Source organism: Pseudomonas sp. KSR10, assembly GCF_022355455.1.
Taxonomy (GTDB): Bacteria; Pseudomonadota; Gammaproteobacteria; order Pseudomonadales; family Pseudomonadaceae; genus Stutzerimonas; species Stutzerimonas stutzeri_E.
In genome coordinates this window covers 25944-52344 of sequence record NZ_JAKOEN010000007.1, presented here as the reverse complement: position 1 = coordinate 52344, position 26401 = coordinate 25944, and the positions used below count along the sequence as shown (strand labels likewise).

Sequence of the window (26401 nt, the reverse complement as noted above, 5' to 3'; positions counted from 1 at the left end):
TACTGCAGGCTGCAACGCCATGGGCTCGTTGCCCTGCTAAAGGCGCGGCGTTCCTTATCTTCGCCAAGGTAACCGACCTATGCCGCGCCGGATTCAGCTCACTCTCGAAAACACCCTTCCCGTCGATGGCCTGCAGGGCACCCTGGTCGGACGCGTCTGGTTGCCCGGCGACGTGGCCGGCCCGACCCCTGTGCTGTTGCGCGAGGGCGGCGTCTATGACCTGTCCCGCGTGTCAGCCACCCTGAGCGGTCTGTTCGAGGAGCCCGAACTGTTGCAGCGTTTACAACAACTGGACGCGCCGCGGATCGCCAGCATCGAGGCGCTACTGGCCAACAGCGGTGAAGATCGCGACCCGGCCCGGCCTTACCTGTTGGCGCCGGCGGATTTGCAAGTGATCAAGGCCGCTGGTGTGACATTCGCCGCCAGCATGATCGAACGTGTGATCGAAGAACAGGCGGCGGGCGATCCGGCCAAGGCCGAAGCGGTGCGCGGCCAGGTTCACCAGGTTCTGGGGACGGACCTGTCGCGCATCCAGCCGGGCTCCGAGGCGGCGATGGGCCTCAAAAGCTTGCTGATCGAGCAGGGCCTGTGGTCGCAATATCTGGAGGTCGGTATCGGTCCGGATGCGGAAATATTCACCAAAGCGCCGTTGCTAGCGACGGTTGGCACCGGGGCTGAAATAGGCGTTCATCCGGGCTCGGCATGGAACAACCCCGAGCCAGAGGTTGTGCTGGCGGTCAACAGCCGTGGTGCGGCGGTGGGTGCAACCCTGGGCAATGACGTCAACTTGCGCGACTTCGAGGGTCGCAGTGCGTTGTTGCTGAGCAAGGCGAAAGACAACAACGCTTCCTGTGCCATCGGGCCCTTCATTCGATTGTTTGACGACAGCTTCGCCATCGACGATGTGCGCCGCAGCGTGGTGGAGCTGCGGGTCGAGGGGGAGGACGGCTACGTACTCAACGGCAGCAGTTCGATGGACCAGATCAGTCGGGACCCGCTGGATCTGGTGGAGCAGGCAATCAACCGCAACCACCAGTATCCCGATGGTTTCCTGCTCTTTCTCGGCACCTTGTTCGCGCCCACCGAGGACCGCGATACGGCGGGTTCGGGCTTCACCCACAAGCTGGGCGACAAGGTCAGCATACGCAGCGATCAACTGGGGGCGCTGCACAACCGGGTCAACCACAGCGATGCGGTGGCGCCTTGGGAGTTCGGGGTGTTGGCGCTGCTGAAGAACCTCGGGGCACGCGGCCTGCTTTAGCCCACGCAAGGCTCGGCCGCTGCCGAGCCGCTTTCGTCCTGCAGCTCTTCGAGCAATAGCCGCGCCGCTGGCGACAGGCTGCTCCCGTGCCGGGCGATGACACCATAGGGTTCGCTGCGCGAGTGCAGTGTCAGCGGCAGCTGACGGATCATGGCGAAGCGTTCGCCGAAACGGGCCACCGACAGCGGCATGACGGCGACCAGCTCCGGATCCTCCTGCAGCAGGCTGAGGGTGGTGAAGGTGGAGGCGGTTTCGACCGGGTACCGCGGGAACTCAAGGCTGGCTTCGCTGAATTCGCGCTCGAGCAACTGGCGCATCGGCATGTTCGCCGGGTAGATGACCCAGCGATAGCCGCTCAGATCGGCCAGGGTCAGCGGCGCCGCGGCGTCGGCGAGCGGATGGTCAGGATGGGCGACCACGGCCAGCTGCTCCTCATGCAGGGTCAGGCAGTCATAAGCGTCCGGACGCCGGCTGACACTGCTCCGGCAGATCGCCAAGTCCAGCCGGCCTTCGTCGAGCAGGCCGAGCAGGCGCGCACTGGTGTCCTCGACGATCTCCACTGACAGCTCCGGCTGCTTGCGCCGCAACCGGCCCAGCACGCGCATCAACAGCGGCACGGCGCCCATTATCACGCCTATCGAGAGACGCCCACCATGTCCTTGCAGAATGCCGACCATTTCTTCGCGCAGGTGCGCCAGGTCGCTGTGGATCAGCCGTGCATAGCGGATCACGCAACGACCCAGATCGTTGGGTTGCAGCCCTTGGCTGCTACGGGTGAACAGTTCGGCGGCGAAGGTCGTTTCAATCTCGTGCAGCGCCTTCGTGGCGCCGGGCTGGCTGATCGAGACCTGTTCGGCGGCACGGTGCAGCGAGCCCTGTTCATCCAGTGCGATGAGAAGGCGCAGCTGCTTGAGGCGCAAGCGAGAAACGATGGAGGGCAGGGCGGCGATCATGGGGATGACTGGAAGTTATCACTCAATCAGAAGCTTTCATTAGGCACCACCTACGGTGCTTTTTAAAGTGGCCGCAGCAGATGCCTGCGATTGCAGGCCCTTCAATAAGAAGAGGAAGCCTCATGCGGTTGATTCAATTCGAGAACGAACAGGGCCAGCGTCAGGTAGGCGTGGTGATTGGCGAACGCATCGACATGTTGCGCGGCGTGAGCAGTACCCGCGAGCTGGCACTGGCGGCGATTCGCAACGGTAACAGCCTGGCGGCTCAGATCGACGTGCAGGGCTGCGATGCCGGACCGTCGTATAGGCAACTGCTGGATGCCGGGCGAGTGCTGCCGCCGCTGGACCATGAAGACCCTGCGCATTGCCTGGTCAGCGGTACCGGCCTGACTCACTTGGGTAGCGCTTCGACCCGAGACAAGATGCACCAGCAGGTCGAGCAGACCGCGGAAAAACTGACCGATACCATGCAGATGTTCCGTTGGGGCATGCAGGGCGGAAAGCCGCAGCCGGGAACCGTCGGCGCGCAGCCCGAGTGGTTCTACAAGGGCGATGGCAGCATCCTGGTGCGTCCCGGTGCAGATTTTCCTGCGCCCGATTTCGCCGAGGACTTCGGCGAAGAGCCTGAGCTGACTGGCCTTTATGTCATTGGCGACGACGGCCAGCCATACCGGCTCGGTTTCGCGCTGGGCAATGAATTCTCCGATCATGTGACCGAACGCAAGAACTACCTGTATCTGGCTCACTCCAAACTCAGGTTCTGTTCCTTCGGACCGGAGCTGCGGATCGGTGAGCTGCCCGCGAACCTGGCTGGTATCAGTCGCATCCGCCGCAACGGCGAGGTGCTCTGGGAGAAGGAGTTTCTCTCCGGCGAGGACAACATGTGCCACAGCCTAGAGAATCTCGAATACCATCACTTCAAGTACGCTCAGTTCCTGCGACCCGGTGATGTACATGTGCATTTCTTCGGAACGGCTACCCTGTCGTTCGCGGATGGGATCAAGGCGCAGCCGGGTGACCAGTTCGAGGTCAGCCTCGATGCCTTCGGTGAGCCGCTGCGCAACGGTATTTCCATCCGCAAGCCCGGCATCGGCGCGGGCGGGGTGAAGGCGCTCTGATCGAATCTGCGCAGTTGTAATCGTCATACCAGGCGAGTCACCGACCCAGCTTTGGAGGTCGGCGGCATTCGCCCACGGGCCGTCGGCCATGCTCCGCACGCCATGCGGAGCCCCCTGAACCAACAGGTAGAGGAGATATTCCATGTCCGCCATTCTCGGCCACAATTACATCGCCGGTGCGCGTAGCGCCGCTGGCACCCATAAGCTGCAGAGCCATGACGCCACCAGCGGCGCGGCGCTGCCGTTCGAATTCATTCAGGCGACGGAAGACGAAGTGAACGCGGCGGCAGAGGCCGCTGCCGTCGCCTACCCAACCTACCGTGCCCTTCCAGCCGAACGGCGCGCCGAATTTCTCGATGCCATCGCAGATGAGCTCGACGCGCTGGGCGACGACTTCGTCGCGCTGGTCTGTCAGGAAACCGCACTACCGGCCGGGCGCATCCAGGGTGAGCGCGGACGTACCAGCGGTCAGATGCGGCTGTTCGCCAAAGTGCTGCGCCGCGGCGATTTCTACGGCGCGCGTATCGATCGCGCCTTGCCGGAGCGCAAGCCGCTGCCGCGGCCCGATCTGCGCCAATGCCGGATGGGCCTGGGCCCGGTCGCGGTGTTCGGTGCCAGTAACTTTCCGCTGGCATTCTCCACTGCCGGCGGCGATACCGCCTCGGCGCTGGCCGCCGGCTGCCCAGTGGTGTTCAAAGCGCACAGCGGGCATATGGCAACGGCCGAGCAGGTCGCCGATGCGATCCTGCGTGCCGCTGAGAAAACCGGCATGCCCAAGGGCGTGTTCAACATGATCTACGGCGGCGGTGTCGGCGAGTGGCTGGTCAAGCATCCGGCGATCCAGGCGGTCGGCTTCACCGGCTCGCTACGCGGTGGACGTGCGCTATGCGATATGGCGGCGGCGCGCCCGCAGCCCATTCCGGTCTTCGCCGAGATGTCCAGCATCAATCCGGTATTGGTACTGCCCGAAGCACTTAAAGCGCGCGGTGACGCCATCGCCAATGAGCTGACGGCTTCTGTGGTGCTGGGCTGTGGCCAGTTCTGCACCAATCCGGGCATGGTCATCGGTATTCGTTCGCCAGAGTTTTCAGACTTCCTCGAGCGACTCACAGGTTTCATGTCCGAGCAGCCGGCGCAAACCATGCTCAACGCCGGAACACTGACGAGCTATGCCAAAGGCCTGGAGCATCTGCAGGCGCATCCGGGTATCACCCATCTGGCCGGCGCCGCGCAGGACGGCAATCAGGCGCGACCACAGCTGTTCAAGGCCGATGCGCAATTGCTCATCGACGGTGACGAGTTATTGCAGGAGGAGGTCTTCGGGCCCACCACGATCGTTGTCGAGGTCGCCGACAAAGCGGAATTGCTGCGCGCGCTGCATGGCTTGCGTGGGCAGCTCACTGCTACCTTGATTGCCGATGAGGCGGACCTCAGCGCTTTCACCGATCTCACTCCGGTGCTGGAGCAGAAGGCCGGACGCTTGCTGCTCAATGGCTATCCGACCGGCGTCGAGGTGTGTGACTCCATGGTGCATGGCGGGCCGTATCCGGCAACTTCCGATTCCCGAGGCACCTCGGTGGGCACCTTGGCGATCGACCGTTTCCTACGGCCGGTGTGCTATCAGAACTTCCCCGAGGCACTGCTGCCGGAGGCGCTGAAAAACGCCAACCCGCTGGGCATCAACCGCCTCGTCGATGGTGAAATGACCCGGAGCGCGATCTAGCTCAATCCGACGGCTGATGTGATGCATCAGCCGAACGTCATCTGGGTGCCATTCAATGGCACCCTTTACCGATGGCGATCGCGCGTTGGCAGATGGACTGTCATTGCTCGTGGTTGCTGTGGCAGTGCCATCTCGGTCGGCGTTATGCCAGCGCGGTCTGCTGGGCGACGTCGCGTAGCAGTTCCAGCACGTTGCGTGCGGCTGGGGAAAGCAGCCGCTGGTCCTTGGTGATGATGCCAAACTCCATCAAGCCCTGATTCAGGTCGGTGTCGATGCTGGCGTCGACGTCGATTTCAGCGAGCATCCCATAACGTGCGTAGTGCGCCAGTACATCGCGCGGCAGCACTGTCAGCATGTCGTTCTTCTCGACCAGCGTGGTGACCATCAGCAGGTTTTCAGCGTTGACCACCTTGGTCGGCGGCCGCATGCCAACACGCTGGAACAAACCATCGAATTCCTGACGCAACACGCTGCCCGCCGGCGGCAGCACCCAGTCGGCGGCGTTCAGTTCGGCGCGCGACATCGGCCGCTGGATGAGTCCCGCGCGCGCACAGATTCGCAGGGGTTCCTTGGCCAGTGGTTCGAAGCGCAGGTCGTGCTGCTGGCTACCGGCAAAGAAGCGCGCCACCAGAAAATCCAGCTCGCCGTCGTCAAGGATCGCCATCAGATCGCGGCTCGAGCCGGTCCGGATGCTCAGTTCCAGGTTCGGGAAACGCTGCTTGGCACGACCGACCACTTCTGGCAACAGCTCAGCGCAGGGTGTGAGGATGGTGCCGATCCGAACGTGGCCTTGCTGCCCTTGGCGCAACGCGTCGACTTCGCTGTAGACGTTGTCCAGTGTGTTCTGCAAGCGCCTGGCGTGGCGAATCATGGTCTCGCCGTAAAGCGTCGGGACTACCCCGCGCGCATGTCGCTCGAACAGGGCGACGCCAAGCCCGTCTTCCAACTCCTTCAGCAGCTTCGAAATGGCCGGTTGGGAAATCCCCAGGCCTTCGGCGGCGCGATTGAGGTTCGAGGTGTCGCCTAGCGCTACCAACAAAGGGATGTGACGGTTCTTCAAGCGAGCTCGTACGAACCAGTTGCTGTTGATCGGTTTCATGTCGGATATATCCGTTTGCGTATAGGTGCGGCGAGATTTTGTATTTGTTGATGATGGCTGCGCTCTTTAGTCTTTTCAACAGCGGGACAGGCCACGCCAAGAAGCGCTGTCACCGTGGCCGAAGATGCCGAATAACAATAAGTGGAGAGGCAACTATGCAACCGACTATTCCCCGTGCCGGCCTTGTCCTTGCGGCGAGCCTGATCCTTGCTTCCGGCAGTGTCGCCGCTGCTCAGGAATGGAAATTTCAGATTAACGTCAATGCCGGTGACGACGAGTACCGCATCGCCCAGCAATGGGCCAAGAGCGTCGGCGAGAAAACCAACGGCGAGATCACCGTCGAGGTCCTGCCGACCGGCACCATCGTGGGTAACAACGAGACGCTGGACGCGGTCGGTGCCGGCATCATCCAGGGGCACATCACCGACCCCGGATACTTCTCAGGCAAGAACCCGGCTTTCGCGGTGTACGGCAATATGGTCGGCGCCTGGAGCGGTCCGACGCCGTTTCTCGATTACATGCGCAACGCTGGCGGCGAGGCGGGCTACAACCGCCTGGTCGAGCCATACAACGTTCACCTCATTCGTGCTGGCGCCGTGGGGGCCGAATCCCTGATCAGCAAGCGCAAGATCGAAACGCTCGGCGATCTGAAGGGCCTGAAGGTGCGTGCGCCGGAAGGCATGGTCTCGAACATCTTCAAATTGGTCGGCGCGGCGCCGGTGAATCTGCCCACCTCCGAGGTATACACCGGGCTGGAAAAGGGCGTGATCGACGCAGCCGACTACACGGTGTTCTCCACCAATTACCAGCAGGGCTATCACAAGTACGCGCCATTCGCCGTCTATCCCGGCTTTCACTCGATGCCGATGAAGGACATCTCGGTCAACAAGGCGCTGTGGGATGAGCTAACGCCCGAGCAACAGAAGACTCTCGAAGACTCTGTCGATGCGTTCACCGAACAGCTGGTCAGCGATCTGCAGAAAAAGGACGAGGAACAAGTTGCGCTGGCCAAGCAGAAGGGCGACGTGACCCTGACCTCGCTTTCCGACGATCAGTTGAAGAGCTTCCGCCAATCCGCCCGGGAAGAGTGGGCGCGCTGGCGTGAGCGTAGCCCCCAGGCCAAGGAGGCGGTGGATTCGATCCAGGCCTACTTGCAGGACAAAGGCATGCTCTAAGCCGCACCTTGCGGTTCCTCTCTTCGATGACCAACGGCTCCCTGGCTTCGGCCGGGTAGTCCGAGGAGTTTCGCTGTGAAAAATGCTCAACCTTCATCTGACGATCATCTCGACGCCTGCGCCCCCGAACCGGGCCGCGGATTGCTCGATCGCGGCGTTCGTCGCGCCGGCCAAGCCATCGCCTGGCTGGTGTTCATCGCCATGCTGGTCAGTGTGTTCGAGGTCATCATGCGCTACGGCTTCAACTCGCCGACCGAGTGGGCGCACGAGACCACGACCTTTCTGGTCGCTGCGATCTTCGCGCTGGGTGGGCCCTATGCGTTGGCGACCAACCGGCATATCCAGATTCGCATCCTGCTCGACCGGCTTTCGCCGCGTAAGCGGAGCTGGCTGGAATTGCTGAATCTGCTTTTGGGCATCCTGTTCTGTTTGGCGATCGGTTATGCCGCCTGGGTGCTGGCCTATAACGCGACTCACGCGCCCGATGGCAGCTGGCGCCTGGAAACCTCCGGGTCGTCCTGGAACCAGCCGCTGCCGGCCTTCACCAAGATCGTCATTCTCGCCTCGATTGCCCTGATGTGTGTGCAGCAGGTGGTGCGGATCGCGACTCACCGTCGTGCACGTCATGATTCGGATGCCGCGCAATGACCATCGAGATCGCAACCTACCTGATGATCTTCGCGATCTTCGCTTTGCTGGTGTTGGGCCTGCCGCTGGCCTTCGTCACCGGCCTGGTGGCCGCCGGTTTCACCCTCGGCTGGTTTGGACCTGTGGCGGTGCCGTTGGTGGCGAGCCGGATGTTCGGCTTTATCACCGAATACTCGTTGGTGGCCGTACCGATGTTCGTCTTCATGGCGGGCTTGCTGGACCGATCGGGTCTGGCGCGGGATCTGTTCAATTCCATGCGCTTTTTCGCCGGTCGGCTGCCGGGCGGGGTCGCGGTACAGACCATCGTCGTGGCGTTCTTTCTCGCTGCGATTTCGGGAATCATCGGTGGCGAAATCGTCCTGCTCGGCGTGCTGGCCCTGCCGCAGATGCTTCGCCTGGGCTACGACAAGCGCATCGCCATCGGCGTGGTCTGCGCGGGTGGCTCGCTGGGCACCATGGTGCCGCCGTCGATCGTGCTGATCATCTACGGGCTGATCGCCAGCGTCTCCATTGCCGACCTGTTCAAGGCGGCGATTATGCCCGCGGCGCTGTTGATGGGCAGCTACATGCTCTACGTGGTGGTGATGTGCATGCGGTATCCGCATATGGGTGGTGCGCATCTGGAGAAGGACATCAATCAGCCACGACTTACGTTGGCCGAAGCCTTCAAGGGCATGTTCTTTCCGATCGCCATCGCCGGGTTGGTGCTCGGCAGCATCTACGGCGGTATCGCCTCGGTCACCGAGGCCGCGGCCATGGGCGCGCTGGGTGTGTTGCTGGCCGTGCTGGTGCGCGGCGAATTCAGCGTCAAGCTGCTTCAGGAAAGCCTGACCCAGACGCTGGAAACCTGCGGAATGATTGTCTGGATCGGTATCGGTGCGGCCTGTCTGGTCGGGGTCTACAACCTGATGGGCGGCAACCGCTTCGTCTCATCCGCGATTACCGGGCTGGAGGTGGCGCCCTTCGTCATCGTGCTGGTGATGATGCTGATCTTCCTGCTGCTGGGCATGTTTCTCGACTGGATCGGCATCGCCATGCTTTGCCTGCCGATCTTCGTGCCCATAGTCGTCGAGCTCGGCTACGACCCGGTGTGGTTCGGCATTTTGTTCGCGGTGAGCATGCAGGTGTCCTACATCTCGCCACCCTTCGGCCCTGCTGCCTTCTATCTCAAAAGCGTGGCGCCGCCGGATATCACGCTGACCGACATCTTCCGTTCGATGGTGCCCTTCATCGTCATTCAGATCGCGGTACTCGGCCTGCTGCTGTATTTCCCGGCCATCTCGACCTGGCTGCTGTAATCAACCCGAACGTTCAATCTGGCGGGCCCGGCGGGTCAGCCGCTGAAACAGGTGCATCGCAAATGACCGACAAACGCCCCCTACGCTCCGCTCAATGGTTCGGCACCACCGACAAGAACGGTTTCATGTACCGCAGCTGGATGAAGAATCAGGGCATTCCGGATCACGAATTCCAGGGCAAGCCGATCATCGGCATCTGCAACACATGGTCCGAACTGACCCCTTGCAACGCGCATTTCCGCAAGATCGCCGAGCACGTGAAAAAGGGCGTGTTGGAAGCAGGCGGGTTTCCGGTGGAGTTTCCGGTGTTCTCCAACGGCGAATCGAACCTCAGGCCGACCGCCATGCTCACCCGTAACCTGGCCAGCATGGATGTGGAAGAGTCGATTCGTGGCAACCCCATCGATGCGGTGGTGCTGCTCACCGGCTGCGACAAGACCACCCCGGCGTTGCTCATGGGGGCAGCAAGTTGCGACGTTCCCGCCATCGTCGTTACCGGCGGTCCGATGCTCAACGGCAAGCATAACGGCCGCGACATCGGCGCCGGGACCATCGTTTGGCAGATGCACGAGGCGTACAAGGGCGGCCTGATCAGTCTCGACGAATTTCTTTCGGCCGAGGCTGGCATGTCGCGCTCGGCCGGCACCTGCAACACCATGGGCACGGCCTCGACCATGGCCTGCATGGCCGAAGCGCTGGGTACTTCGTTGCCGCACAACGCGGCGATTCCCGCAGTGGATTCGCGCCGCTACGTGCTGGCGCATCTGTCCGGCATGCGCATCGTCGAGATGGTTCAGGAAGACCTGCGGCTGTCCAAGGTGCTGACCAAGCAGGCGTTCGAGAATGCCATCCGCGTCAATGCCGCCATTGGCGGTTCGACCAATGCGGTGATCCATCTCAAGGCGATCGCCGGGCGGATAGGCGTCGAGCTCGATCTGGATGACTGGACGCGCATCGGCCGGGGCATGCCCACCATCGTCGACTTGCAGCCGTCGGGGCGCTTCCTGATGGAGGAGTTCTACTACGCCGGTGGCCTGCCCGCTGTGATCCGTCGGTTGGGTGAAAACCAGTTGTTACCCAACCCGGATGCCTTGACCGTCAATGGCAAGTCGCTGTGGGACAACTGCGCCCAAGCACCGATCTACGGGCAGGACGAGGTTATCCGTGCGTTGGACAATCCGCTGCGCGAGGACGGCGGCATCTGCGTGCTGCGCGGTAATCTGGCACCCAGCGGGGCGGTGTTGAAACCCTCTGCGGCGACACCTGAGCTGATGAAGCACCGAGGGCGTGCGGTGGTCTTCGAGGACTTCGACGACTACAAGGCGCGCATCGCCGATCCGGAGCTGGACGTCGATGAAACCTGCGTGTTGGTGATGAAGAACTGCGGACCCAAGGGTTATCCCGGCATGGCCGAGGTCGGCAACATGGGGTTGCCGCCAAAGGTACTGGCGAAGGGGATTACCGACATGGTGCGAATCTCCGATGCGCGGATGAGCGGGACTGCCTACGGCACCGTGGTGTTGCACGTCGCCCCCGAAGCCGCCGCTGGTGGACCGCTGGCAGTGGTGCGTAACGGCGACTTCATCGAACTGGATTGCCTGGCGGGCCGCCTGCATCTGGACATTCCCGATGCAGAGTTGAAAGAGCGATTGGCTGCCTGGCAAGCGCCGCAGGGCTTGTTGTGGGACGGCGGCTATCGGCGCCTGTTCGTCGATCATGTACTACAGGCGGATGAAGGCTGCGACTTCGACTTCCTCGTGGGCTGTCGAGGGGCGGACGTACCGCGTCATTCCCACTGACGGCAGTGCTGTCCGCTGCATGCCCGGCGTAGCTAACGCTGCGCCTTCGGCATCTCTGTCAGCGATGCTGCGGCACTGGTCCCAGCCGGAGCCTTGAGACGGCTGGTGATCACCGTGGCGAGAATGATCAAGGTACCGCCGATCAGCATGCGCAGGGTGGGTTGTTCGTTGAACAGCCACCACGCGAAAGCAATCCCGTAGACCGGTTCGAGGGCGAAAACCACCGCCGTGGTCCGCGCCTTCAGCACCTTGAGGCTCGCCACGAACAGGCTGTGCGCCAGTCCCGTACAGAACACGCCGAGTAATCCCAGCCATAGCCAGTCCAGCACTGGTACCGCGGGAAGTGAGGTCCAGGTGACAGGCAGCAGACACAGCAGGATGGTGCCGTTTTGCCAAAGTGCGGCCTGTACCGGGTCGACGCCGCGGGTGACGGCACGGTTGAGCAGCGAGAGCAGGGCGAACGTCAGCCCCGAGAGGATGCCGTAGAGCAGCCCTACAGTGCTTTCACTGGCGAGATCGAAGTGTGGCGTCACCAGCAGCAGGCCTGCGCATACCAGTCCCACCATGGCGAACTCGACCGGACGGGTACGCTCGCGAAACAGCAGTCCTTCAAGCAGCACCGTGAAGGCCGGGAAGCTGGCGAAGCCCAGCGTGGCGATGCCGACCCCTCCGATCTTTACGGCCATGAAGAAGGTGAGCCAGTGCCCGCCCAACAGCACGCCGCCGAGCAACAGGCCAACACGCTGCCGCCCGCTTGGACGGTTGCCGCCGACACGCAAGAACTGCGCTGCCAGCAACAAGGCGATGACGGCAAACAGTGCGCGGCCAAAGGTGATGAGCAGGGGCGGACTTTCGGCCAGCTTGCCGAATACCCCCGAGAGGCCAAACATCAGCGCGCCGAAGTGGATCGCCAATAAGGCGTTGCGGTGGGTCACGGTAGATCCGCCTGCTTGGATCGGCCTTGAAAAGGGGAAGCAGAGGTGTCGAATAAGTTCATCATGGAGCCTCGCGATATGCGTTGGAGCATCGCCCGCAGCGTTGAGCCACCAGGGTAGGTCGTGCGGTGCGGCTCGTCTGTCGCGTCAGTCTCGTGATTTGTCGTGCGTCTCGCGGCGGATGGCGCGAGGCGTAGTGCCGTATTGGCGGTTGAGAGCGGCCGTGAAGGCGCTTTGCGACGCATAGCCGACGCGTGCGGCGATCTCGCCGACTGCCAATTGGGTACTGCTCAGTAGCTCTCGGCCTTGTTGCAGGCGGCGCAATCGGATGAACTCTTGTGGCGTCAGGCCCGTTTCGCTGACGAAACGTACATGGAAGCGTTGTACGGAGAGGCCGGCCAGTCGGGCGAGATCCCTGACTTCAAGCGGATGCGCCAGATGCCGGTCGACGTGGGCATGGAGCGCGGCCAGCGGAAGCGACTGCGGTCGGCTGATTTGCTCGCAGCCTGCCCCCAGGCTGGCCAGCAGCAAGGCTGCGCCTTGTGCGCCAATGATTGAATCGTTGATCGGGCTGGCGGCAAGCCAGCTGACGAGCTGGCTTTGGGATGGCGTCAGCTGTAGTGCTGCGGACTGCTCCAGCAAGCGCTGAGTGGAGCTGGCGTGATGACCAAGGTGCTGTTGTAACCAGCCGCCATCGGGTATGTCCACGACCAGGCAGAGGCTGCCATCGGTGCTACCGCATGCGTGGCGCGCATCACTGGGTACTACAGCAAGGCGTTGTTGTTGAATGCGGCTACCGTGCCCATCAATCTCGAAATCCAGCTGTCCCCGCAGGCCGAACACCAATTGCGTATGTTGATGGCTGTGAATGACCTGGTCCTGGTTGTAATGACGCAGGGACAGGATGGGCGACATGTTTACCTCGACTGCAAGCGGATGGCGTGGCCGGCTGCGGCGGAATTCGACGCGTGCCGTTGGCACTACATGATGACTTTGTCGCGCAGTTTGTCAGCCGCCTGGTTGAGCGCCTGGATGACACGTTCCTTGTCGAAGTTCTGGACACCGTTGGTATCCAGGTACATGGAGAAGCCCGGTAGTTCGTGTTCGACGAAACTATTGGTTGCGCCGAGATCGCGCCGAAAATCCACGACCTGATAGATCTGAACCGGTCGGCTGAACCCCTTGACCGTGATCTGGCCATTGTCGCGGCACATGATGACGTCTTTGACCAGGGAGTAGGTCTCGTGGGAAATGAGAATTTCCCCGGCTTCGGCGGAGCTTTCCAGACGGCTGGCCAGGTTAACTTCGCGGCCGATGATGGTGTAGTCCATGCGGGTGTCGGCACCGAAGTTGCCGACCGTGCAGTAGCCGGTGTTGATCCCCATGCGGATTTCCATCGGCTTCGTAATGCCTTGCGCCCGCCATTGCTGGCGCAGCACCTTCATGTGTTTGCGCATGGCGATGGCCATCGATACCGCCGCCACCGCATCCTTTTTTGCGCCTTGGCTGGTGGGGTCGCCGAAAAACACCATCACGCAGTCACCAACGAACTTGTCGATGGTTCCGCCGTACTTGAGGGTGATCTTCGACATCTCGTTGAGGTAGTTGTTGAGCAGATCGGTCAGGGCTTCTGCTTCCAGCTCTTCGGCGAGCTCGGTGAAGCCCTTGATATCCGAAAAGAACACCGTAAGTTTCTTGCGCTGGGTTTCCAGCCGTACGCTGCGCTTGCCGGAAAAGATCGACTCCCACACCTGCGGGGATAGGTATTTGGCCAGATTACGAGCCAACCGTGCGGCTTTTGCCTGCTCGGCTTCCACTTCGCGGCGCGCCTGTGCCAGTCGCTCGCCCTGCTGGTGCACGTAGTAGGCCGTGATACAGACATACAGGGTGGTGAACAAAATGCTGACCGCCGACACCAGAGTAGGGGTTGCGCCGTCGAAGCGCAAAGGCACCAGCAGGCTGGTCAGCCCGGCACCGATGATCACCATCAGTATGGTCATCAACAAGTGGCGCAGGCTGCCAATAACCAGTGCGCTGAAACCGAGGGTCAGCAGAAACATCATGCTCGGTACGAGGATGCAGCCGAGCAGCACGATTCCCGCGCCGGCATTCAAGGCGTCGAGGCACAGCAGGGTCTGCGAAGTTTGCTCCGGGTATTCGCGCTTGAAGCGATAACTCAGGTGATAGGCGAAATGCGGATAGAGAAGGGTATAGGGGACCATCCACAGCAAGTCGAGGGCGAATTGCTGGGTATAGACACCGGCGGCGAGCGTGGCGGCGCAGGTCAGGTAGGCGAACACCCGGGCGTAGTACTCGCGCAAGGGGCGAGTCGCGAGGCCGTTACGCCGTTCACCGGTCACGGTTGGCATGATGGATAACTATCCCTGAAAGGTTCCAGCGCTCTAGGATGCGCCGTTGGAGGCAACAGCGCATCGAACGACGCTGACCGGCGATCATAACCAAGTCATCGTCATTGCGCCAAATCGCCCGTCCAATCCGTGACGGGCCGCGAGTATCGAGCGGGCCGTGCCTGGCTCAGCCTCAGAAGCGAATCTTTCCAGTGAGCATATCCTTGAGCATGACCCAGTCGCCCAAAAAGCTGTACAGCGGATACTGGAAGGTCGCAGGCCGGTTCTTCTCGAAAACGAAATGGCCGACCCAAGCAAATCCGTATCCAGCCACCGGCATCGCCAGTAGCCACAGCCATTGCTGGCTGATGAGCGCATAGGCAAGGATGGCCAGCACCAGCAGGCTGCCCACGTAGTGCAGGCGGCGGCAGATGCGATTGCTATGCTCAGCCAGGTAGAACGGATAAAAATCAGCAAAGCGGGTAAAGCGTTCGGCGGTTTGCGTGCTCATGCGGCACCTCCTGTTATTGTCGTCATCGCAGTCTAGATTCGCTGACGCTTGCTCGCCATAGGGTTTCGGCTCGCGTATTGCGGACCGGCATCAGAAACCCCGACAGCGCCCCGATGGCATAGGGCTGGCGTGGCGAAGCCAGCGCTGACGGCAGTTGCGCCGGAACTTGTGCTGCGGCGCGACGGCCTTAGTTCCAGAGTCCATACAGCGGCATGTTCTCGCCGCTCTGTCCAACCCTTCCAGAGGATGCTCAGCATTGGCCAGTAGCCTGCTTGCCCTGATCGACGATATCGCGACGGTTCTCGATGACGTTTCCGTCATGACCAAGGTCGCCGCGAAGAAAACCGCGGGTGTACTCGGCGATGATCTTGCCCTCAACGCCCAGCAGGTAACAGGCGTCAAGGCGGATCGGGAATTGCCCGTCGTCTGGGCGGTGGCCAAGGGATCATTTCGAAACAAGTTGATTCTGGTACCGGCCGCCCTGTTGATCAGTGCGTTCATTCCGTGGGCGATTACGCCGTTGCTGATGCTCGGCGGTGCGTTTCTGTGTTTCGAGGGCTTCGAGAAGCTGGCGCACCGTTTTCTGCATCGAGACGACAACCACCATGCACAGCAATTGCAGGCTCTGGCGGACCCGCAGGTCGATATGGTCGCCTTTGAGCGGGACAAGATCAGCGGCGCGGTACGCACCGACTTCATCCTCTCGGCCGAAATCATTGCCATCACGCTGGGTACCGTGGCGGCCGCGAGCTTCACCGAACAAGTGGCGGTGCTGGCGGGCATCGCGGTCATCATGACCGTCGGCGTGTACGGGCTGGTCGCCGGTATCGTCAAGCTGGACGATGCCGGTCTGGCCTTGAGTAAAAGCGCCAGTGGCGCGGCGCAGGCGATCGGGCGGGGCATACTGACGGTGGCGCCCTGGTTGATGAAATCGTTGTCGGTGATCGGTACGGCGGCCATGTTCATGGTCGGCGGTGGCATCCTCACCCATGGCATCCAGGCGATTCACCATTTCATCGAGGACAGCGCCCAGAACACCGTGGCGTTGCCCTATGTCGGCTCGGTGTTGGCTGGGTTGCTGCCGACGGTGCTCGATGCGGCATTCGGCATCCTCGTCGGGGGGCTGGTTTTCGCAGCGCTTACGCTGGGCCGTCGGCTGTTCAAGGGCAAGACCGACGCGGTCTGAGTGCTCACGTTTGAGTGGCGCGCGATTCAGCCGTATCGGCCTGTTCATTGGCTTGGATATTCAGGGGAGAGAAGGGGATGGATGCATTCATGCAGGCGGCAATCGACGAGGCAAGGAAGGGGCTGGCCGAAGGCGGCATTCCGATCGGCTCGGTGATCGTCCACCGAGGACAGATCATCGGGCGTGGACATAACCGACGTGTTCAGCAGGGCAGCGCTGTACTGCACGGCGAGATGGACGCCTTTGAGAATGCCGGACGGCAACCGGCCTCTGTTTATACCGAATCGGTGCTCTATACGACGCTGTCGCCTTGCTCGATGTGTAGCGGGGCGATCCTGCTATATGGGATTCCCAAAGTCGTGGTTGGCGAGAATCAGACGTTCATGGGCGAAGAGCTGTTGCTACGTGGCCGCGGTGTCGAGGTCGAAGTGTTGCAGGACCCAGGCTGCGTCGAGATGATGCGCAGCTTTATCGCCAATAGCCCTGAACTGTGGAACGAGGATATCGGCGAAACCTAATTGGATCAGTGACGCCAGAACGAGGGTGTCAGCATGACCAGTACGGTAATGATTTCCAGACGGCCGAGCAGCATGCCGACTGAGAGTAGCCACTTTGCAGCGTCTGGCAGAGTCGAGAAGTTGCCGGCTGGACCGATGATCGGCCCCAGGCCGGGACCAACGTTGCAGACCGCTGAAGCCGCGCCTGTGAGTGCGGTGATCGGGTCCAAGCCAAGTAGCGCCAGACACAGGGCCAGCACGCCGATGGTCATGGTGATAAAGAATGAGAATGTCAGAATCGAACGGACGATTTCTTCGTCGAGGTTGTGACCGTTGTACTGCTGGCGTATCACTGCTCGCGGGTGAACCAGTTGCTTGAGGTTCGAACGCAACAGGGCATAGGCGACCTGGAAGCGGAACATCTTCAATCCGCCTGAGGTGGAGCCGGAACATCCGCCAAGGAACGTGAGGTAGAAGAATGCCATGACGGCGAATCCACCCCATTGGGTGTAATCGGTAACGGCGAAGCCGGTGGTGGTGATCACCGATACCACGCTGAACGTTACGATTCGCAGCGAGTCGAGCAAGTTGTCATCATGGTTGAGCCAGTACCAACCGCTGAATAGAAGGCTGGTGAGCGCAAGCATCAGGAGAAATCCCCTGACCTGCTGATCGCGGAATAAAGCGCCGCGATTTCCTCGTGCGGTAGCGACGTACAGCGTAAACGGCAGACTGCCCAGCACCATGAAGAAGATCGCAACCCAATGCGATGCAGGGCTGAATTTGCCGAGGGACGCGTCGGACGTCGAATATCCCCCTGTCGACACGGTCGACATCGCGTGGTTGATGGCATCGAAGCCGCTCATCCCGGCTAGCCAGAATGCAACGAAGGCGGCCAGCGTAAACGCCACATAGATTGCGATCAGGTATTTGCCGGCCATGTGAGAGCGGGGCATGACCTTTTCCGACCAGTCTGATGACTCGGTCTGGAATAAGCGCATGCCACCGACTCGCAGAAACGGCAGGATCCCCACCGCCATACCAATAAAGCCGATGCCTCCAAGCCAGTGCAGCAACGAGCGCCACATCAACAGACCCGGCGATGCACTATCCAACCCTGAAAGTACAGTTGCGCCAGTGGTGGTAACACCTGACATGGTTTCGAAAAAGGCATCGGTATAGCTGATGTGCTGAATGAGCATCAGTGGCAGGGCGGCGAAGCAGCAAACGATCACCCAGCTAATGGTCGTCAGGAAATACATGTCGCGAGGACGCAGGTGGGTGTTCGCCGGGCGGCCTGGCGCTACCAGAGCGAAACCGCAGCTGAAGGTGATGAGGCTCGCCCAGATGAACGCTTGGAGATCATCGGTACGATCGAAAGCGAACAGCGTGATCATTGGAATGACCATGCTGACTGCAAGGGTGATCAGGAAAATGCCGAGGATGAAACCGATAATGCGCAGCGTCGGCAAGGCCATTTTTGATTGATGCTCGGCTCGAAAAATGAGGCCGCCATTCTACGCCTGTCGCAGCGGCAGTAAACCGGCTATCGGCCCGCTGGAAAATCTTTTGTGGAGCACCCCGGGAGGCTCTTCCCAAGTCCGTTGCGATGATTAGAATAGCCGCCCGGGCGCCGGCCCTTTCCCGGTTTCTGGGTGTTCACCTTCCATGTCGATCGACAATCCCTGCCTCACGTGCGGCGCCTGCTGCGCGTATTTTCGTGTGTCCTTCTTCTGGGGCGAGTGCGCCTCATCCGGTGGTACCGTACCCGACAACGTGACCGTGCAGGTCAGCCCATTTCATGTTGCGATGCTCGGGACCGAATCCAAGCCAGCGCGGTGCGTCGGCCTGATGGGCGATGTGGGGTGTGGCGTGCGTTGCACGATGTATGAGCAGCGCTCGAGTACCTGCCGCGAGTTCGAAGCGTCCTGGGCCGATGGCCAGCACAATGCCCATTGCGACGCGGCCCGGGCCGCCCATGGCCTGCCACCATTGACTCCGCCTTTGGAGCCACATCTGTCGCCTGATCGGGTCGCCTGACCATCGCCTGTCAAGCTGTTAGCCGCTAGGTTGCCAAACAGGCCGTTGTCGAAATGGTGCCGCGCGGTCGCGATGAAACGCCAACACCCCCTAGAATGTCCGATTCGTTTTGGAGGTGTTGGATGGATGCTCTTGACCTGTTGTTCAACCGCGTTTCAGTTACGCGACTCGCTGATCCGGCGCCGACGGCCGCTCAACTGGATGTCTTGTTCCGCGCGGCACTGCGCGCACCGGATCACGGTCAGCTTCGGCCGTGGCGCTTTCTAACCGTTCAGGATGGCGCGCGCGAACGGCTGGGCGAGGTGTTCGTCGAGGCGCTTCGTTTGCGTCAGCCGGATGCGCCAGAGGACGCCCTGACCAAGGCGCGCAAGATGCCGCTGCGCGCACCGCTGCTAGTCGTTGTCATCGCCCAGGTGTTGCCGCACCCAAAAATCCCCCGATCCGAGCAGGTGCTCGCGGTTGCTTGTGCGGCGCATGGTGTGTTGCTGGCGGCGCATGCCCAGGGATTAGGCGCGGTCTGGCGCACCGGTGAGTTCGCCTATGACCGGCATGTGGCACAGCGATTAGGCCTGGCGGAGAACGAACAGGTACTCGGCTTCATTTATCTAGGCACGCCGGAAGGCAATCTGCGGACGCCGCCGGAGTTGGATCCCCAGTCTTTCGTCAGCCGGTGGAACGGCGCGCAGTAGAGCTCAGGTCGGGGATGGAAGGACCGGGCAGTTTTAGCGGCAGCCTCAGGCTGGCGACGAAACCGCCCTCGGGATGATTGCCCAGCAACAGCTCTCCGCCATGCCGTTCGGCGGCGCGGCGGGCGATCGCCAGTCCCAGCCCATGACCGGCAGTGGTCTGCCCCGGCGCGCGGAAGAACGGTTCGCTCAGTCGCGCGAGGTGGGCTTCATCGACACCTGGACCGCGATCACGAATGCTCAGGAGCAGCCAGTCGTTGTCGGCAGTGGCGTACAGCTCGATCGGCGCGCCTTCTGGATTGAAGCGCAGCGCGTTGCGCAGCAGATTGTCCAGCGCTCGCTCCAGCATGTCCGGCCAACCGTGAAATTCAACCGTGGCATCCATCCGGGTTTCGATGCGCTGGGCAGGCGACACGATGCGTGCATTTTCTTCCAGTTGCTGGAACATGGCCGGCAAATCGACCGGGATCGTCGCGCCGGGCTCGGCATCCAGTCTCGCCAGCGCGAGGATCTCACTGATGAGTGCCTCCAGGCGGTCACATTCCTTCGCCAGTCGCGGCCAGATGGCTTCACGCTCCGTCGGGGTCGCTCGTTCGGCGAGCGCCAGGGCAATGCGCAGCCGCGCAAGTGGCGAGCGCAGCTCATGGGAAACGTCACGCAACAGCTGTCGCTGGCTGCCGATCAGGCTCTGCAGGCGCGCGCCCATGCGATTGAAGTCCTTGGCCAACACGCCGAGCTCGTCGCGTCTGGTAGCCAGACGGGCAAGCGAATTCTGCTGATAGGTAGTCTGCCCGAGGTCATGTACGGCGCCGCGAAGGCGGTCGAGGGGGCGCGTGATGGACAGGGTGAGTAGCAGACTGAAGCCGGTCAGCACGACCAGCGTGATGGCGATCGCGCTCAATGGCCAGAACAGGCTGCCACGGTGCCAGGCCTGCAATTCGGAATTGGGAATACGGTAGATGAACAGGTAGGTTTCGCCGCTGAGCGGGCTGGTGTAGTCGGTGGTCAGGCGCCGCCAAGGCAGGCGTCCCGAGAGGTTTTCCTGTCTTGCTTCGAATGCGGCGGCGCGTGCCGGAAAGGTTCCGCGGATGATCGGTTGGCCGTTTTCGGCCAGTACCTGAACGTCGATATGGAAGCGTTGTCGGTGTTGTTCGAGCAAAAACTGCGCAGGCAAGGGGCCCTGGCGCTCGTAGACTCTCGTCCAGATTTCGGCCAGATCCTTGACGCCAGGATGCCGATTGATGATCCAGGAGTCCTGGTTTAGCGCGCGGCCCAGCAGCATGGCGAGGCCGGCCACCAGCGCGATGGCCAGCCAGAATGTTGCAAGGATACGCCAGAACAAAGATCGCAACGGTCATCTCTCTACGACAATGCCCAGTTCGCGCCTCCTCGGTGAGGCGCGACCGGCGGGTTGGTTTCGGACGCACAAGCCTGGAATTAGCTCTTCTGATCGCGCTCGGCTTTCCATTGCTGGAACTCGGCGCGCTCTGCTCGCTTGGCTTCCATCTTCTCGTGCATTTCGTCGAACTGCTTCTGTTGCTCGGGCTTGAGCAGGTTGCGCATCTGTTTGTGGGTGTTTTCTTTGCTCGACTTAAGTTCGTCCAGCATGGCCTTTCGCTCGGCTTCGGGCAGTTTGTCCAGGTAGCGCTGGGTGATTTCGCGACGTTGCTTCATCTGGGCCCCCATCAGGTCGCGCATTTTCGCTTTCTGTTCCTGAGTGAGGTTCAGCTGTTCGAACGGGGCATGTTTGCCGCCATGATGGCGATGGCCCTCGTCGGGCATCGCCATGGCAAGGGTGGGCAGGGCGGAAGCGAAAAGCACGGCTATAACAGTCTTGCGCATCATGAGGTCTCTCCTGTGTATGGGAACCGATCGCCAGAACGCCTGCGCGCTTTGCGCTTCGATCGGATGAGCTCAGTCTAGGGAGCGCAAGGTCAACGGCGGTCAGTACAGGGTAAAGGCTCGGTAAAGCCGATCAGGAGGCGTAAAGGTAACCGCGACTGCGAAGGGCGACGATCCTCGGACGACCATCGGGATGAGGGCCAAGCTTGCGCCGCAGGTTGCTGACGTGCATGTCGAGGCTCCGATCATACAGGGTCAGTTTGCGACCGAGGGCGAGCTGCGCCAGTGCCTGCTTGTCCAAAGGCTCGCCCGGCTGGCTGAGCAGCGCTTCCAGAATGCGGCCTTCAGAAAGCGTCAGGGTGACCTCGTGATCGCCGACGCTAGCGACGCCGCGCGCCGGGCTATAGCAAAGATCGCCCAGCTCCAGTTGAGTTGGCGTGCTTGCCGGCTGGCTGCGCCGCAGCACGGCACGTAGCCGGGCGGTGAGCTCGCGGGGATCGCAGGGTTTGGCCAGATAATCGTCTGCGCCCAGTTCCAGGCCGAGGATGCGATCCAGCGGTTCGCCGCGCCCTGAAAGCATCAATACCGGCAGGTCCGGATGTTCACTGCGCAATTGTTTGAGTAGTTCGAGGCCGCTCCCGTCGGGCAGCATCACATCGAGCACCACCGCAGCCGGCTGGTGTTCGGCCAGTGCCGCGCGGGCGCTTTGACCGTCGTGGCAGGCGTGAGCGACAAAACCCTCTTGGGCGAGCCAGCTCACCAGCAGTTCGCAGAGTTCCTCATCATCGTCTATCAGTAACAGTTCGCTCATGCCTTTGCTCGTATCCGCTTCAGTTCAACCATTGCCGGCGCCGACGTCCCCGCGTGGTGAGAACGCCCAGCAGGAAACCCAGCACGCCGACGCCGCCGCCCACAGCAAACCACTGCTGCTGATCGTTCAGCAGTTGTGGTTGCGGTTGCGCCTTCGGTTGGACTTGCTGCAACTGCATGCGCAGCCGGTGGTTCTCTTGGCGCAGATGCGCCAGCTGCGCCCGCTCGGCATCGGTAATGGCCATGCTGAGGCTGTCGTTGGGCGCTTCGGGCTGTAGTTCATTGTCGGACAGGCGTTCTTCGAGCTCCACCTGTGGTCGTTCGGCAGACGGATCGATTGGACCTTCCTCGGCGTTCACGAGCGGCATGGCAACACTCAGGAAAAACAGCAGGGTTAGCGAACCTTGGCGCATCGGAACTCCTTTTTCCTTAAACGGCCGTAGAAACCCCACGACCAGAGCAATATCTGACGGCGTCAGCCGATCGACTCAGGGAAAGACTTGCTTGAAAGGTTTGACGACCACTTCTCCGTAGACGCCGGCAGCCTTGTACGGATCAGCCGCCGCCCATGCTTCCGCGGCTTGCAGGGATTCGAACTCGGCGACCACCAGGCTTCCGGTGAACCCGGCAGCGCCTGGGTCGTTGCTATCGATGGCTGGATGCGGCCCGGCGAGAATCATGCGGCCTTCGCTTTTCAGCTGCTCGAGACGCGCCAGGTGGGCCGGGCGGGCCGCCAGACGATTCTCTAGCGAGTTCGCTACGTCGGTGGCGATGATGGCGTAGAGCATGTTTACTCCTATGATTCTTCAGGTTCGGGTTGCATGTGGCGGGCCAGGTATACGGCCTGACCTGCCATGAAAAGCAGTGTCAGCCCCAGGCTGCCGAAGATCTTGAAGTCGACCCAGATAGAGGGGTAGACGAAGGCGACGAACAGATTGGCGAAGCCGCAGATGAGGAAGAACAGGATCCAGGCGACATTAAGTTTTGTCCATTGTGCCGGCTGCAACTGTACCGCATGGCCCATTACGCGTTGGATAAGCGGCTTTTCGCCGATGAAATGGCTGCCGGTGAACGCTAGCGCGAACAACCAGTTCAGCACCGGCGCCTTCCACTTGAGAATGGCCTCGCTGTGCAAGGCCAGGGTCAGTCCACCAAACAGCAGGCATGCGGCAAGCGTCAGCCATTGGCTCTTGGTCAGCCGGCGCTGATGAATGAACAGCGCGGCATACACGACGACCGAGCTGATGATGAGCGCCGCGGTCGCGTTGAAAATGCCGCCGACGGTGACGTTCAGATCCGCCAGTTCGAAAGTTCTGGGCTCGAGTTTGTACACCACGAAGAACAGCAGCAGCGGAATGAAGTCGACGATTTGTTTCACGAAGAGAGCCAGAAGCGGTATGTGGGCGGCATAATAGCAAACCGCGCTTTCGGCGGAACGCTGCCTGCGGACCATTTCCTGGACGCGGCGCAAGCTTTGGCGAAGTGGATGACGGCACGAGCGCTGGCGGCGACGGTCAGTAACAGTATGCCGCCAAGTCCCTGGAGAATAGGTCCCGAATGATTGTTGATCTGCATTGCCACAGCACCGCGTCCGATGGCGTGCTCTCGCCCGACGCACTGGTTGAGCGGGCATATGCACGTGGTGTCGAATTGCTCGCGCTGACCGATCACGACACGTTGGAAGGTCTCGATGCCGCCCGTGCCATGGCAGAATCGTTGGGGATCCGGCTGGTCAACGGTATCGAGCTATCGTGCGTCTGGGGCGGCGCGACTATTCATATCCTCGGCTATGCGTTCCGCCGGGACGCCGCGGTGCTGCAGAAGGCCATCGCGGAGTTGCACGACGGCCGCTGGCGTCGGGCGGAACTGATTGCCCAGCGCTTGGAAGTGAAAGGCATGCCGGGCGCGCTGGAAGGCGCACGAGCCGTGCAACAGGAGCTGGGTGACAGCGGCAACGCCCCGGCACGCCCGCACTTTGCCGAATTTCTGGTGCGCGCCGGCCATGTTCGCGACCGCGCCGAAGCATTTCGTAAATGGCTCGGCTCGGGCAAGCTCGGTGATGTCAAACAGCACTGGCCGAGTCTCGAACAAACCGTAACTACGCTGCGCGAAGCGGGGGCTTGGATCAGTCTGGCGCATCCTTGGCAATACGACTTCACCCGTAGCAAGCGGCGGCGTCTGGTGGTCGAGTTCGCCCAGGCCGGTGGCCACGCGCTGGAAGTCGTCAACGGCATGCAGCCGCTGGAGCAGGTCGGCGGTCTGTCGATTCTCGCGCGTGAGTTCGGCCTGATGGCCAGTATCGGCAGCGATTTTCATGCGCCTGGCGACTGGTCGGAGTTGGGAATGTATCGAACCTTGCCGGATGATCTGCCGCCGCTGTGGAGACATTTCGACCATGAACCATGCGAGTCTGCTGCCCGCTGAACAGGGAGTTCCCGTGAGCCAGTTTTTTCAAGTACACCCGGAAAACCCGCAGGCCAGGCTGATCAAGCAGGCGGTGGAAATCATTCGCAACGGCGGAGTGGTGGTTTATCCCACTGACTCGTCGTATGCCATTGGCTGCTCGATGGGCAACAAGGCGGGTATCGAACGTATTCGCCGCTTGCGCCAACTGGATGACAAACACAACTTCACGCTGGTCTGCCGTGATCTGTCCCAGCTCGGCCTGTTTGCCAAGGTCGACACTGCGGCCTTTCGTCTGCTCAAGACGCACTTGCCGGGGCCGTACACCATCATCCTCAGCGCCACCCGAGAAGTGCCACGGATGCTCTTGCACCCCAAGCGCCGCACCATTGGCCTGCGGGTCCCGGCGCAGCCGATCGCCCAGGCGCTGCTTGCCGAGCTCGGTGAGCCATTGATGAGTGTCAGTCTGATACTGCCCGGCGAGACTGAGCCGATGAGCGATCCCTATGAAATGCGCGATGCGCTGGAGCATCAGGTGGACCTGATCATCGACGGAGGTTACGGTGGCGTCGAGGCCTCCACGGTCATCAGCCTGGTGGACGGCGATCCGGAAGTTGTGCGGGTGGGGTGTGGTGATCCCGCGCCTTTCGCTGCCTGACCCGATCCGCTTTTTCGAAAACTACGAAGGAAACCCTTTTGAGCTCCATGGATTCGCAGCGACGTGTGGTCTCTGGAATGCGGCCCAACGGCCGCCTTCACCTTGGTCATTACCACGGCGTATTGAAGAACTGGGTCAGGATGCAGCATGAATATCAGTGCTTTTTCTGCATCGTCGACTGGCACGCTCTGACCACCGATCACGCTGCCGGTAGCGATATCGCCCGGCATGTACAGGACATGGCGATCGATTGGTTGGCGGCAGGGGTTAGCCCGAGCTCCGCAACCCTGTTCATTCAATCCCAGGTTCCTGAGCATGCCGAGCTGCATCTGTTACTGTCGATGATCTGTCCCTTGGCCTGGCTGGAGCGCGTGCCGTCCTATAAAGAGCTACAGCTCGATTCGCAGCATAAGGATCTCGGCACGTACGGCTTCCTCGGTTATCCGCTGCTACAAGCCGCCGATATTCTGGCCTACCGAGCCGGGGTCGTGCCGGTGGGTGCCGACCAGTTGCCGCATATCGAGTTCGCGCGTGACGTGGCGCGACGCTTTAATCATCTCTATGGCTGCGAGGAAGACTTCGAGGCGAAGGCTGAGGCCGCCATACGCAAACTCGGCAAGAAGAGCTCCAAGCTCTATACCAGCCTGCGCAAGAGCTATCAGGAACAGGGCGATCTCGAGGCGTTGAACACCGCCCGCGCCCTTCTCAAGGATCAGCAGACCATCACCATCGGGGATCAGGAGCGTCTGTTCGGGTATCTGGAAGGAAGCGGCAGATTGTTGCTGCCCGAGCCGCAGGCTCTGCTGAGCGATTCGTCCAAGCTGTCGGGACTCGACGGCGGCAAAATGGCCAAGTCGGCCAGCAATTCCATTTTCCTGCGCGACACGCCTGACGAAATCGAAGAGAAGATCAAGCGAATGCCCACCGATCCGGCACGGGTGCACCGTCACGATCCCGGTGAGCCGACGCGCTGCCCCGTCTGGCAGATGCACCTTTCCCATTCGGGAGAGGAGGTCTGCCAATGGGCCGAACAGGGCTGCCGCAGCGCGGGTATCGGTTGTCTGGAATGCAAAGCGCCGCTGATCGAGGCGATCCAGCTCGAGTTGGCACCGCTCCAAGAGCGGGCTCAGGATTACGAGCAGAATCCGGATCTGGTGCGCAGCATTCTGGCTGAAGGGGCCGAACAGGCCCGTGACGAGGTCCGGGAAACGCTGATGGTCGTGCGTCAGGCCATGGGCCTGAACTACCGCTAGAGGTCGCGGGGCCACAGGACTAAGCTGTTGCCGCTTTCAATATCCTTCGACCGTGGAGAGAGCATGCAGGAACCCCAGGCCGCCGCGCCGATCGATCCGCCCGGCGAGCAGTTACGGCTGGCGTTGGTCTACGGTGAGGCATTCAACAATCTGCCGCA

27 protein-coding genes are annotated in these 26401 nt (G+C 61.4%); 14 read left to right on the top strand and 13 right to left on the bottom strand.

Annotation, left to right across the window (positions count from 1 at the left end; genetic code table 11):
• Window positions 1-79 precede the first annotated feature (79 nt).
• On the top strand, window positions 80-1261 hold the full coding sequence (locus tag MCB86_RS02785; RefSeq protein ID WP_239609654.1) for a fumarylacetoacetate hydrolase family protein: 1182 nt from the start codon (window positions 80-82) through the stop codon (window positions 1259-1261).
• Here the strand turns inward: MCB86_RS02785 and MCB86_RS02780 are convergent.
• Window positions 1258-2214 (bottom strand): LysR family transcriptional regulator, encoded by a 957-nt coding sequence (locus MCB86_RS02780; RefSeq protein ID WP_045162623.1) that lies wholly within the window; start codon window positions 2212-2214, stop codon window positions 1258-1260. The two genes, MCB86_RS02785 and MCB86_RS02780, sit on opposite strands and share 4 nt — an antisense overlap.
• A 122-nt stretch (window positions 2215-2336) precedes the next feature.
• Between MCB86_RS02780 and araD1 the strand changes: the two genes are divergently transcribed.
• The gene (gene araD1, locus MCB86_RS02775; RefSeq protein ID WP_045162622.1) at window positions 2337-3332 is read left to right on the top strand and encodes an AraD1 family protein; all 996 of its coding nucleotides are present in this window, start codon (window positions 2337-2339) and stop codon (window positions 3330-3332) included.
• Between the two features lie 142 nt (window positions 3333-3474).
• Complete coding sequence (locus MCB86_RS02770; RefSeq protein WP_239609652.1) at window positions 3475-5055, top strand: aldehyde dehydrogenase (NADP(+)); 1581 nt, start codon at window positions 3475-3477, stop codon at window positions 5053-5055.
• Between the two features lie 142 nt (window positions 5056-5197).
• Here MCB86_RS02770 and MCB86_RS02765 read toward each other — a convergent pair whose 3' ends face one another.
• Window positions 5198-6154, bottom strand: coding sequence for a LysR substrate-binding domain-containing protein (locus MCB86_RS02765; RefSeq protein ID WP_045162620.1), 957 nt, complete (start codon window positions 6152-6154; stop codon window positions 5198-5200).
• Window positions 6155-6309: 155 nt separating this feature from the next.
• Here MCB86_RS02765 and dctP point away from each other — a divergent pair, with 155 nt between their 5' ends.
• The 4 genes from dctP (at window position 6310) to MCB86_RS02745 (ending at window position 11074) form a co-directional block, all read left to right on the top strand.
• Window positions 6310-7329, top strand: coding sequence for a TRAP transporter substrate-binding protein DctP (gene dctP, locus MCB86_RS02760; protein WP_045162619.1), 1020 nt, complete (start codon window positions 6310-6312; stop codon window positions 7327-7329).
• Between the two features lie 75 nt (window positions 7330-7404).
• Window positions 7405-7977 carry a TRAP transporter small permease subunit gene (locus MCB86_RS02755; RefSeq protein WP_045162618.1) on the top strand — a complete coding sequence of 191 codons (573 nt, stop codon included), beginning with the start codon at window positions 7405-7407 and terminating at the stop codon, window positions 7975-7977.
• On the top strand, window positions 7974-9275 hold the full coding sequence (locus MCB86_RS02750) for a TRAP transporter large permease subunit (RefSeq protein ID WP_045162617.1): 1302 nt from the start codon (window positions 7974-7976) through the stop codon (window positions 9273-9275). The genes MCB86_RS02755 and MCB86_RS02750 overlap by 4 nt, the downstream gene beginning before the upstream one ends.
• Before the next feature lie 62 nt (window positions 9276-9337).
• Window positions 9338-11074: an IlvD/Edd family dehydratase gene (locus MCB86_RS02745; protein WP_045162616.1), complete on the top strand. Its 1737-nt coding sequence runs from the start codon at window positions 9338-9340 to the stop codon at window positions 11072-11074.
• Window positions 11075-11106: 32 nt separating this feature from the next.
• On the opposite strand, the gene MCB86_RS02740 is transcribed toward MCB86_RS02745, so the two are convergent.
• From MCB86_RS02740 to MCB86_RS02725, 4 genes are all read right to left on the bottom strand, one after another.
• Window positions 11107-12009, bottom strand: coding sequence for a DMT family transporter (locus MCB86_RS02740; protein ID WP_239609650.1), 903 nt, complete (start codon window positions 12007-12009; stop codon window positions 11107-11109).
• 147 nt (window positions 12010-12156) lie between these two features.
• Window positions 12157-12924: an AraC family transcriptional regulator gene (locus tag MCB86_RS02735; RefSeq protein ID WP_155397643.1), complete on the bottom strand. Its 768-nt coding sequence runs from the start codon at window positions 12922-12924 to the stop codon at window positions 12157-12159.
• Between the two features lie 65 nt (window positions 12925-12989).
• Window positions 12990-14378 carry an adenylate/guanylate cyclase domain-containing protein gene (locus MCB86_RS02730; RefSeq protein ID WP_045162614.1) on the bottom strand — a complete coding sequence of 463 codons (1389 nt, stop codon included), beginning with the start codon at window positions 14376-14378 and terminating at the stop codon, window positions 12990-12992.
• 172 nt (window positions 14379-14550) lie between these two features.
• Window positions 14551-14868, bottom strand: coding sequence for an Mpo1-like protein (locus MCB86_RS02725; RefSeq protein ID WP_045162613.1), 318 nt, complete (start codon window positions 14866-14868; stop codon window positions 14551-14553).
• A 256-nt stretch (window positions 14869-15124) separates the two neighbouring features.
• On the opposite strand from MCB86_RS02725, the gene MCB86_RS02720 reads away from it, so the two are divergent.
• Window positions 15125-16054 (top strand): DUF808 domain-containing protein, encoded by a 930-nt coding sequence (locus tag MCB86_RS02720; protein ID WP_239609649.1) that lies wholly within the window; start codon window positions 15125-15127, stop codon window positions 16052-16054.
• Between the two features lie 77 nt (window positions 16055-16131).
• The gene (locus tag MCB86_RS02715; RefSeq protein ID WP_045162611.1) at window positions 16132-16572 is read left to right on the top strand and encodes a nucleoside deaminase; all 441 of its coding nucleotides are present in this window, start codon (window positions 16132-16134) and stop codon (window positions 16570-16572) included.
• Between the two features lie 5 nt (window positions 16573-16577).
• On the opposite strand, the gene MCB86_RS02710 is transcribed toward MCB86_RS02715, so the two are convergent.
• Window positions 16578-18029, bottom strand: a complete 1452-nt coding sequence (locus MCB86_RS02710) for a TrkH family potassium uptake protein (protein ID WP_239609647.1) — start codon at window positions 18027-18029, stop codon at window positions 16578-16580.
• Between the two features lie 190 nt (window positions 18030-18219).
• Between MCB86_RS02710 and MCB86_RS02705 the strand changes: the two genes are divergently transcribed.
• Both MCB86_RS02705 and MCB86_RS02700 read left to right on the top strand, forming a co-directional pair.
• A complete protein-coding gene (locus tag MCB86_RS02705) occupies window positions 18220-18591 on the top strand; it encodes a YkgJ family cysteine cluster protein (RefSeq protein ID WP_080890617.1) in 372 nt (123 codons plus the stop codon).
• Window positions 18592-18713: 122 nt separating this feature from the next.
• Window positions 18714-19280 (top strand): nitroreductase, encoded by a 567-nt coding sequence (locus MCB86_RS02700; protein WP_239609645.1) that lies wholly within the window; start codon window positions 18714-18716, stop codon window positions 19278-19280.
• Here the strand turns inward: MCB86_RS02700 and MCB86_RS02695 are convergent.
• From MCB86_RS02695 to ispZ, 6 genes are all read right to left on the bottom strand, one after another.
• A complete protein-coding gene (locus tag MCB86_RS02695) occupies window positions 19255-20628 on the bottom strand; it encodes a HAMP domain-containing sensor histidine kinase (protein ID WP_239609642.1) in 1374 nt (457 codons plus the stop codon). The genes MCB86_RS02700 and MCB86_RS02695 overlap by 26 nt on opposite strands.
• Window positions 20629-20714: 86 nt before the next feature.
• Window positions 20715-21119 (bottom strand): Spy/CpxP family protein refolding chaperone, encoded by a 405-nt coding sequence (locus tag MCB86_RS02690; RefSeq protein ID WP_239609704.1) that lies wholly within the window; start codon window positions 21117-21119, stop codon window positions 20715-20717.
• A 133-nt stretch (window positions 21120-21252) separates the two neighbouring features.
• Complete coding sequence (locus tag MCB86_RS02685; RefSeq protein ID WP_045162606.1) at window positions 21253-21930, bottom strand: response regulator transcription factor; 678 nt, start codon at window positions 21928-21930, stop codon at window positions 21253-21255.
• A gap of 19 nt (window positions 21931-21949) precedes the next feature.
• A complete protein-coding gene (locus MCB86_RS02680; RefSeq protein ID WP_239609639.1) occupies window positions 21950-22342 on the bottom strand; it encodes a hypothetical protein in 393 nt (130 codons plus the stop codon).
• A 75-nt stretch (window positions 22343-22417) separates the two neighbouring features.
• A complete protein-coding gene (locus MCB86_RS02675; protein ID WP_045162604.1) occupies window positions 22418-22717 on the bottom strand; it encodes a YciI family protein in 300 nt (99 codons plus the stop codon).
• 8 nt (window positions 22718-22725) lie between these two features.
• Window positions 22726-23307, bottom strand: a complete 582-nt coding sequence (ispZ, locus tag MCB86_RS02670; protein WP_239609637.1) for a septation protein IspZ — start codon at window positions 23305-23307, stop codon at window positions 22726-22728.
• 179 nt (window positions 23308-23486) lie between these two features.
• Here ispZ and MCB86_RS02665 point away from each other — a divergent pair, with 179 nt between their 5' ends.
• From MCB86_RS02665 to MCB86_RS02655, 3 genes are all read left to right on the top strand, one after another.
• Window positions 23487-24353 carry a PHP domain-containing protein gene (locus MCB86_RS02665; RefSeq protein ID WP_045162603.1) on the top strand — a complete coding sequence of 289 codons (867 nt, stop codon included), beginning with the start codon at window positions 23487-23489 and terminating at the stop codon, window positions 24351-24353.
• 13 nt (window positions 24354-24366) lie between these two features.
• The gene (locus MCB86_RS02660) at window positions 24367-24990 is read left to right on the top strand and encodes an L-threonylcarbamoyladenylate synthase (RefSeq protein WP_045162674.1); all 624 of its coding nucleotides are present in this window, start codon (window positions 24367-24369) and stop codon (window positions 24988-24990) included.
• 77 nt (window positions 24991-25067) lie between these two features.
• Window positions 25068-26243: a tryptophan--tRNA ligase gene (locus tag MCB86_RS02655; RefSeq protein ID WP_045162673.1), complete on the top strand. Its 1176-nt coding sequence runs from the start codon at window positions 25068-25070 to the stop codon at window positions 26241-26243.
• The last annotated feature ends 158 nt before the right edge of the window (window positions 26244-26401 follow it).

Excerpts from the sequence above, each read along its gene's own strand:
- MCB86_RS02785 (WP_239609654.1), top strand. The coding sequence starts at position 80 with ATGCCGCGCCGGATTCAGCTCACTCTCGAAAACACCCTTCCCGTCGAT.
- MCB86_RS02780 (WP_045162623.1), bottom strand. The coding sequence starts at position 2,214 with ATGATCGCCGCCCTGCCCTCCATCGTTTCTCGCTTGCGCCTCAAGCAG.
- araD1 (WP_045162622.1), top strand. The coding sequence starts at position 2,337 with ATGCGGTTGATTCAATTCGAGAACGAACAGGGCCAGCGTCAGGTAGGC.
- MCB86_RS02770 (WP_239609652.1), top strand. The coding sequence starts at position 3,475 with ATGTCCGCCATTCTCGGCCACAATTACATCGCCGGTGCGCGTAGCGCC.
- MCB86_RS02765 (WP_045162620.1), bottom strand. The coding sequence starts at position 6,154 with ATGAAACCGATCAACAGCAACTGGTTCGTACGAGCTCGCTTGAAGAAC.
- dctP (WP_045162619.1), top strand. The coding sequence starts at position 6,310 with ATGCAACCGACTATTCCCCGTGCCGGCCTTGTCCTTGCGGCGAGCCTG.
- MCB86_RS02750 (WP_045162617.1), top strand. The coding sequence starts at position 7,974 with ATGACCATCGAGATCGCAACCTACCTGATGATCTTCGCGATCTTCGCT.
- MCB86_RS02745 (WP_045162616.1), top strand. The coding sequence starts at position 9,338 with ATGACCGACAAACGCCCCCTACGCTCCGCTCAATGGTTCGGCACCACC.
- MCB86_RS02735 (WP_155397643.1), bottom strand. The coding sequence starts at position 12,924 with ATGTCGCCCATCCTGTCCCTGCGTCATTACAACCAGGACCAGGTCATT.
- MCB86_RS02730 (WP_045162614.1), bottom strand. The coding sequence starts at position 14,378 with ATGCCAACCGTGACCGGTGAACGGCGTAACGGCCTCGCGACTCGCCCC.
- MCB86_RS02725 (WP_045162613.1), bottom strand. The coding sequence starts at position 14,868 with ATGAGCACGCAAACCGCCGAACGCTTTACCCGCTTTGCTGATTTTTAT.
- MCB86_RS02715 (WP_045162611.1), top strand. The coding sequence starts at position 16,132 with ATGGATGCATTCATGCAGGCGGCAATCGACGAGGCAAGGAAGGGGCTG.
- MCB86_RS02710 (WP_239609647.1), bottom strand. The coding sequence starts at position 18,029 with ATGGCCTTGCCGACGCTGCGCATTATCGGTTTCATCCTCGGCATTTTC.
- MCB86_RS02705 (WP_080890617.1), top strand. The coding sequence starts at position 18,220 with ATGTCGATCGACAATCCCTGCCTCACGTGCGGCGCCTGCTGCGCGTAT.
- MCB86_RS02700 (WP_239609645.1), top strand. The coding sequence starts at position 18,714 with ATGGATGCTCTTGACCTGTTGTTCAACCGCGTTTCAGTTACGCGACTC.
- MCB86_RS02690 (WP_239609704.1), bottom strand. The coding sequence starts at position 21,119 with ATGCGCAAGACTGTTATAGCCGTGCTTTTCGCTTCCGCCCTGCCCACC.
- MCB86_RS02685 (WP_045162606.1), bottom strand. The coding sequence starts at position 21,930 with ATGAGCGAACTGTTACTGATAGACGATGATGAGGAACTCTGCGAACTG.
- MCB86_RS02680 (WP_239609639.1), bottom strand. The coding sequence starts at position 22,342 with ATGCGCCAAGGTTCGCTAACCCTGCTGTTTTTCCTGAGTGTTGCCATG.
- MCB86_RS02675 (WP_045162604.1), bottom strand. The coding sequence starts at position 22,717 with ATGCTCTACGCCATCATCGCCACCGACGTAGCGAACTCGCTAGAGAAT.
- MCB86_RS02665 (WP_045162603.1), top strand. The coding sequence starts at position 23,487 with ATGATTGTTGATCTGCATTGCCACAGCACCGCGTCCGATGGCGTGCTC.
- MCB86_RS02655 (WP_045162673.1), top strand. The coding sequence starts at position 25,068 with ATGCGGCCCAACGGCCGCCTTCACCTTGGTCATTACCACGGCGTATTG.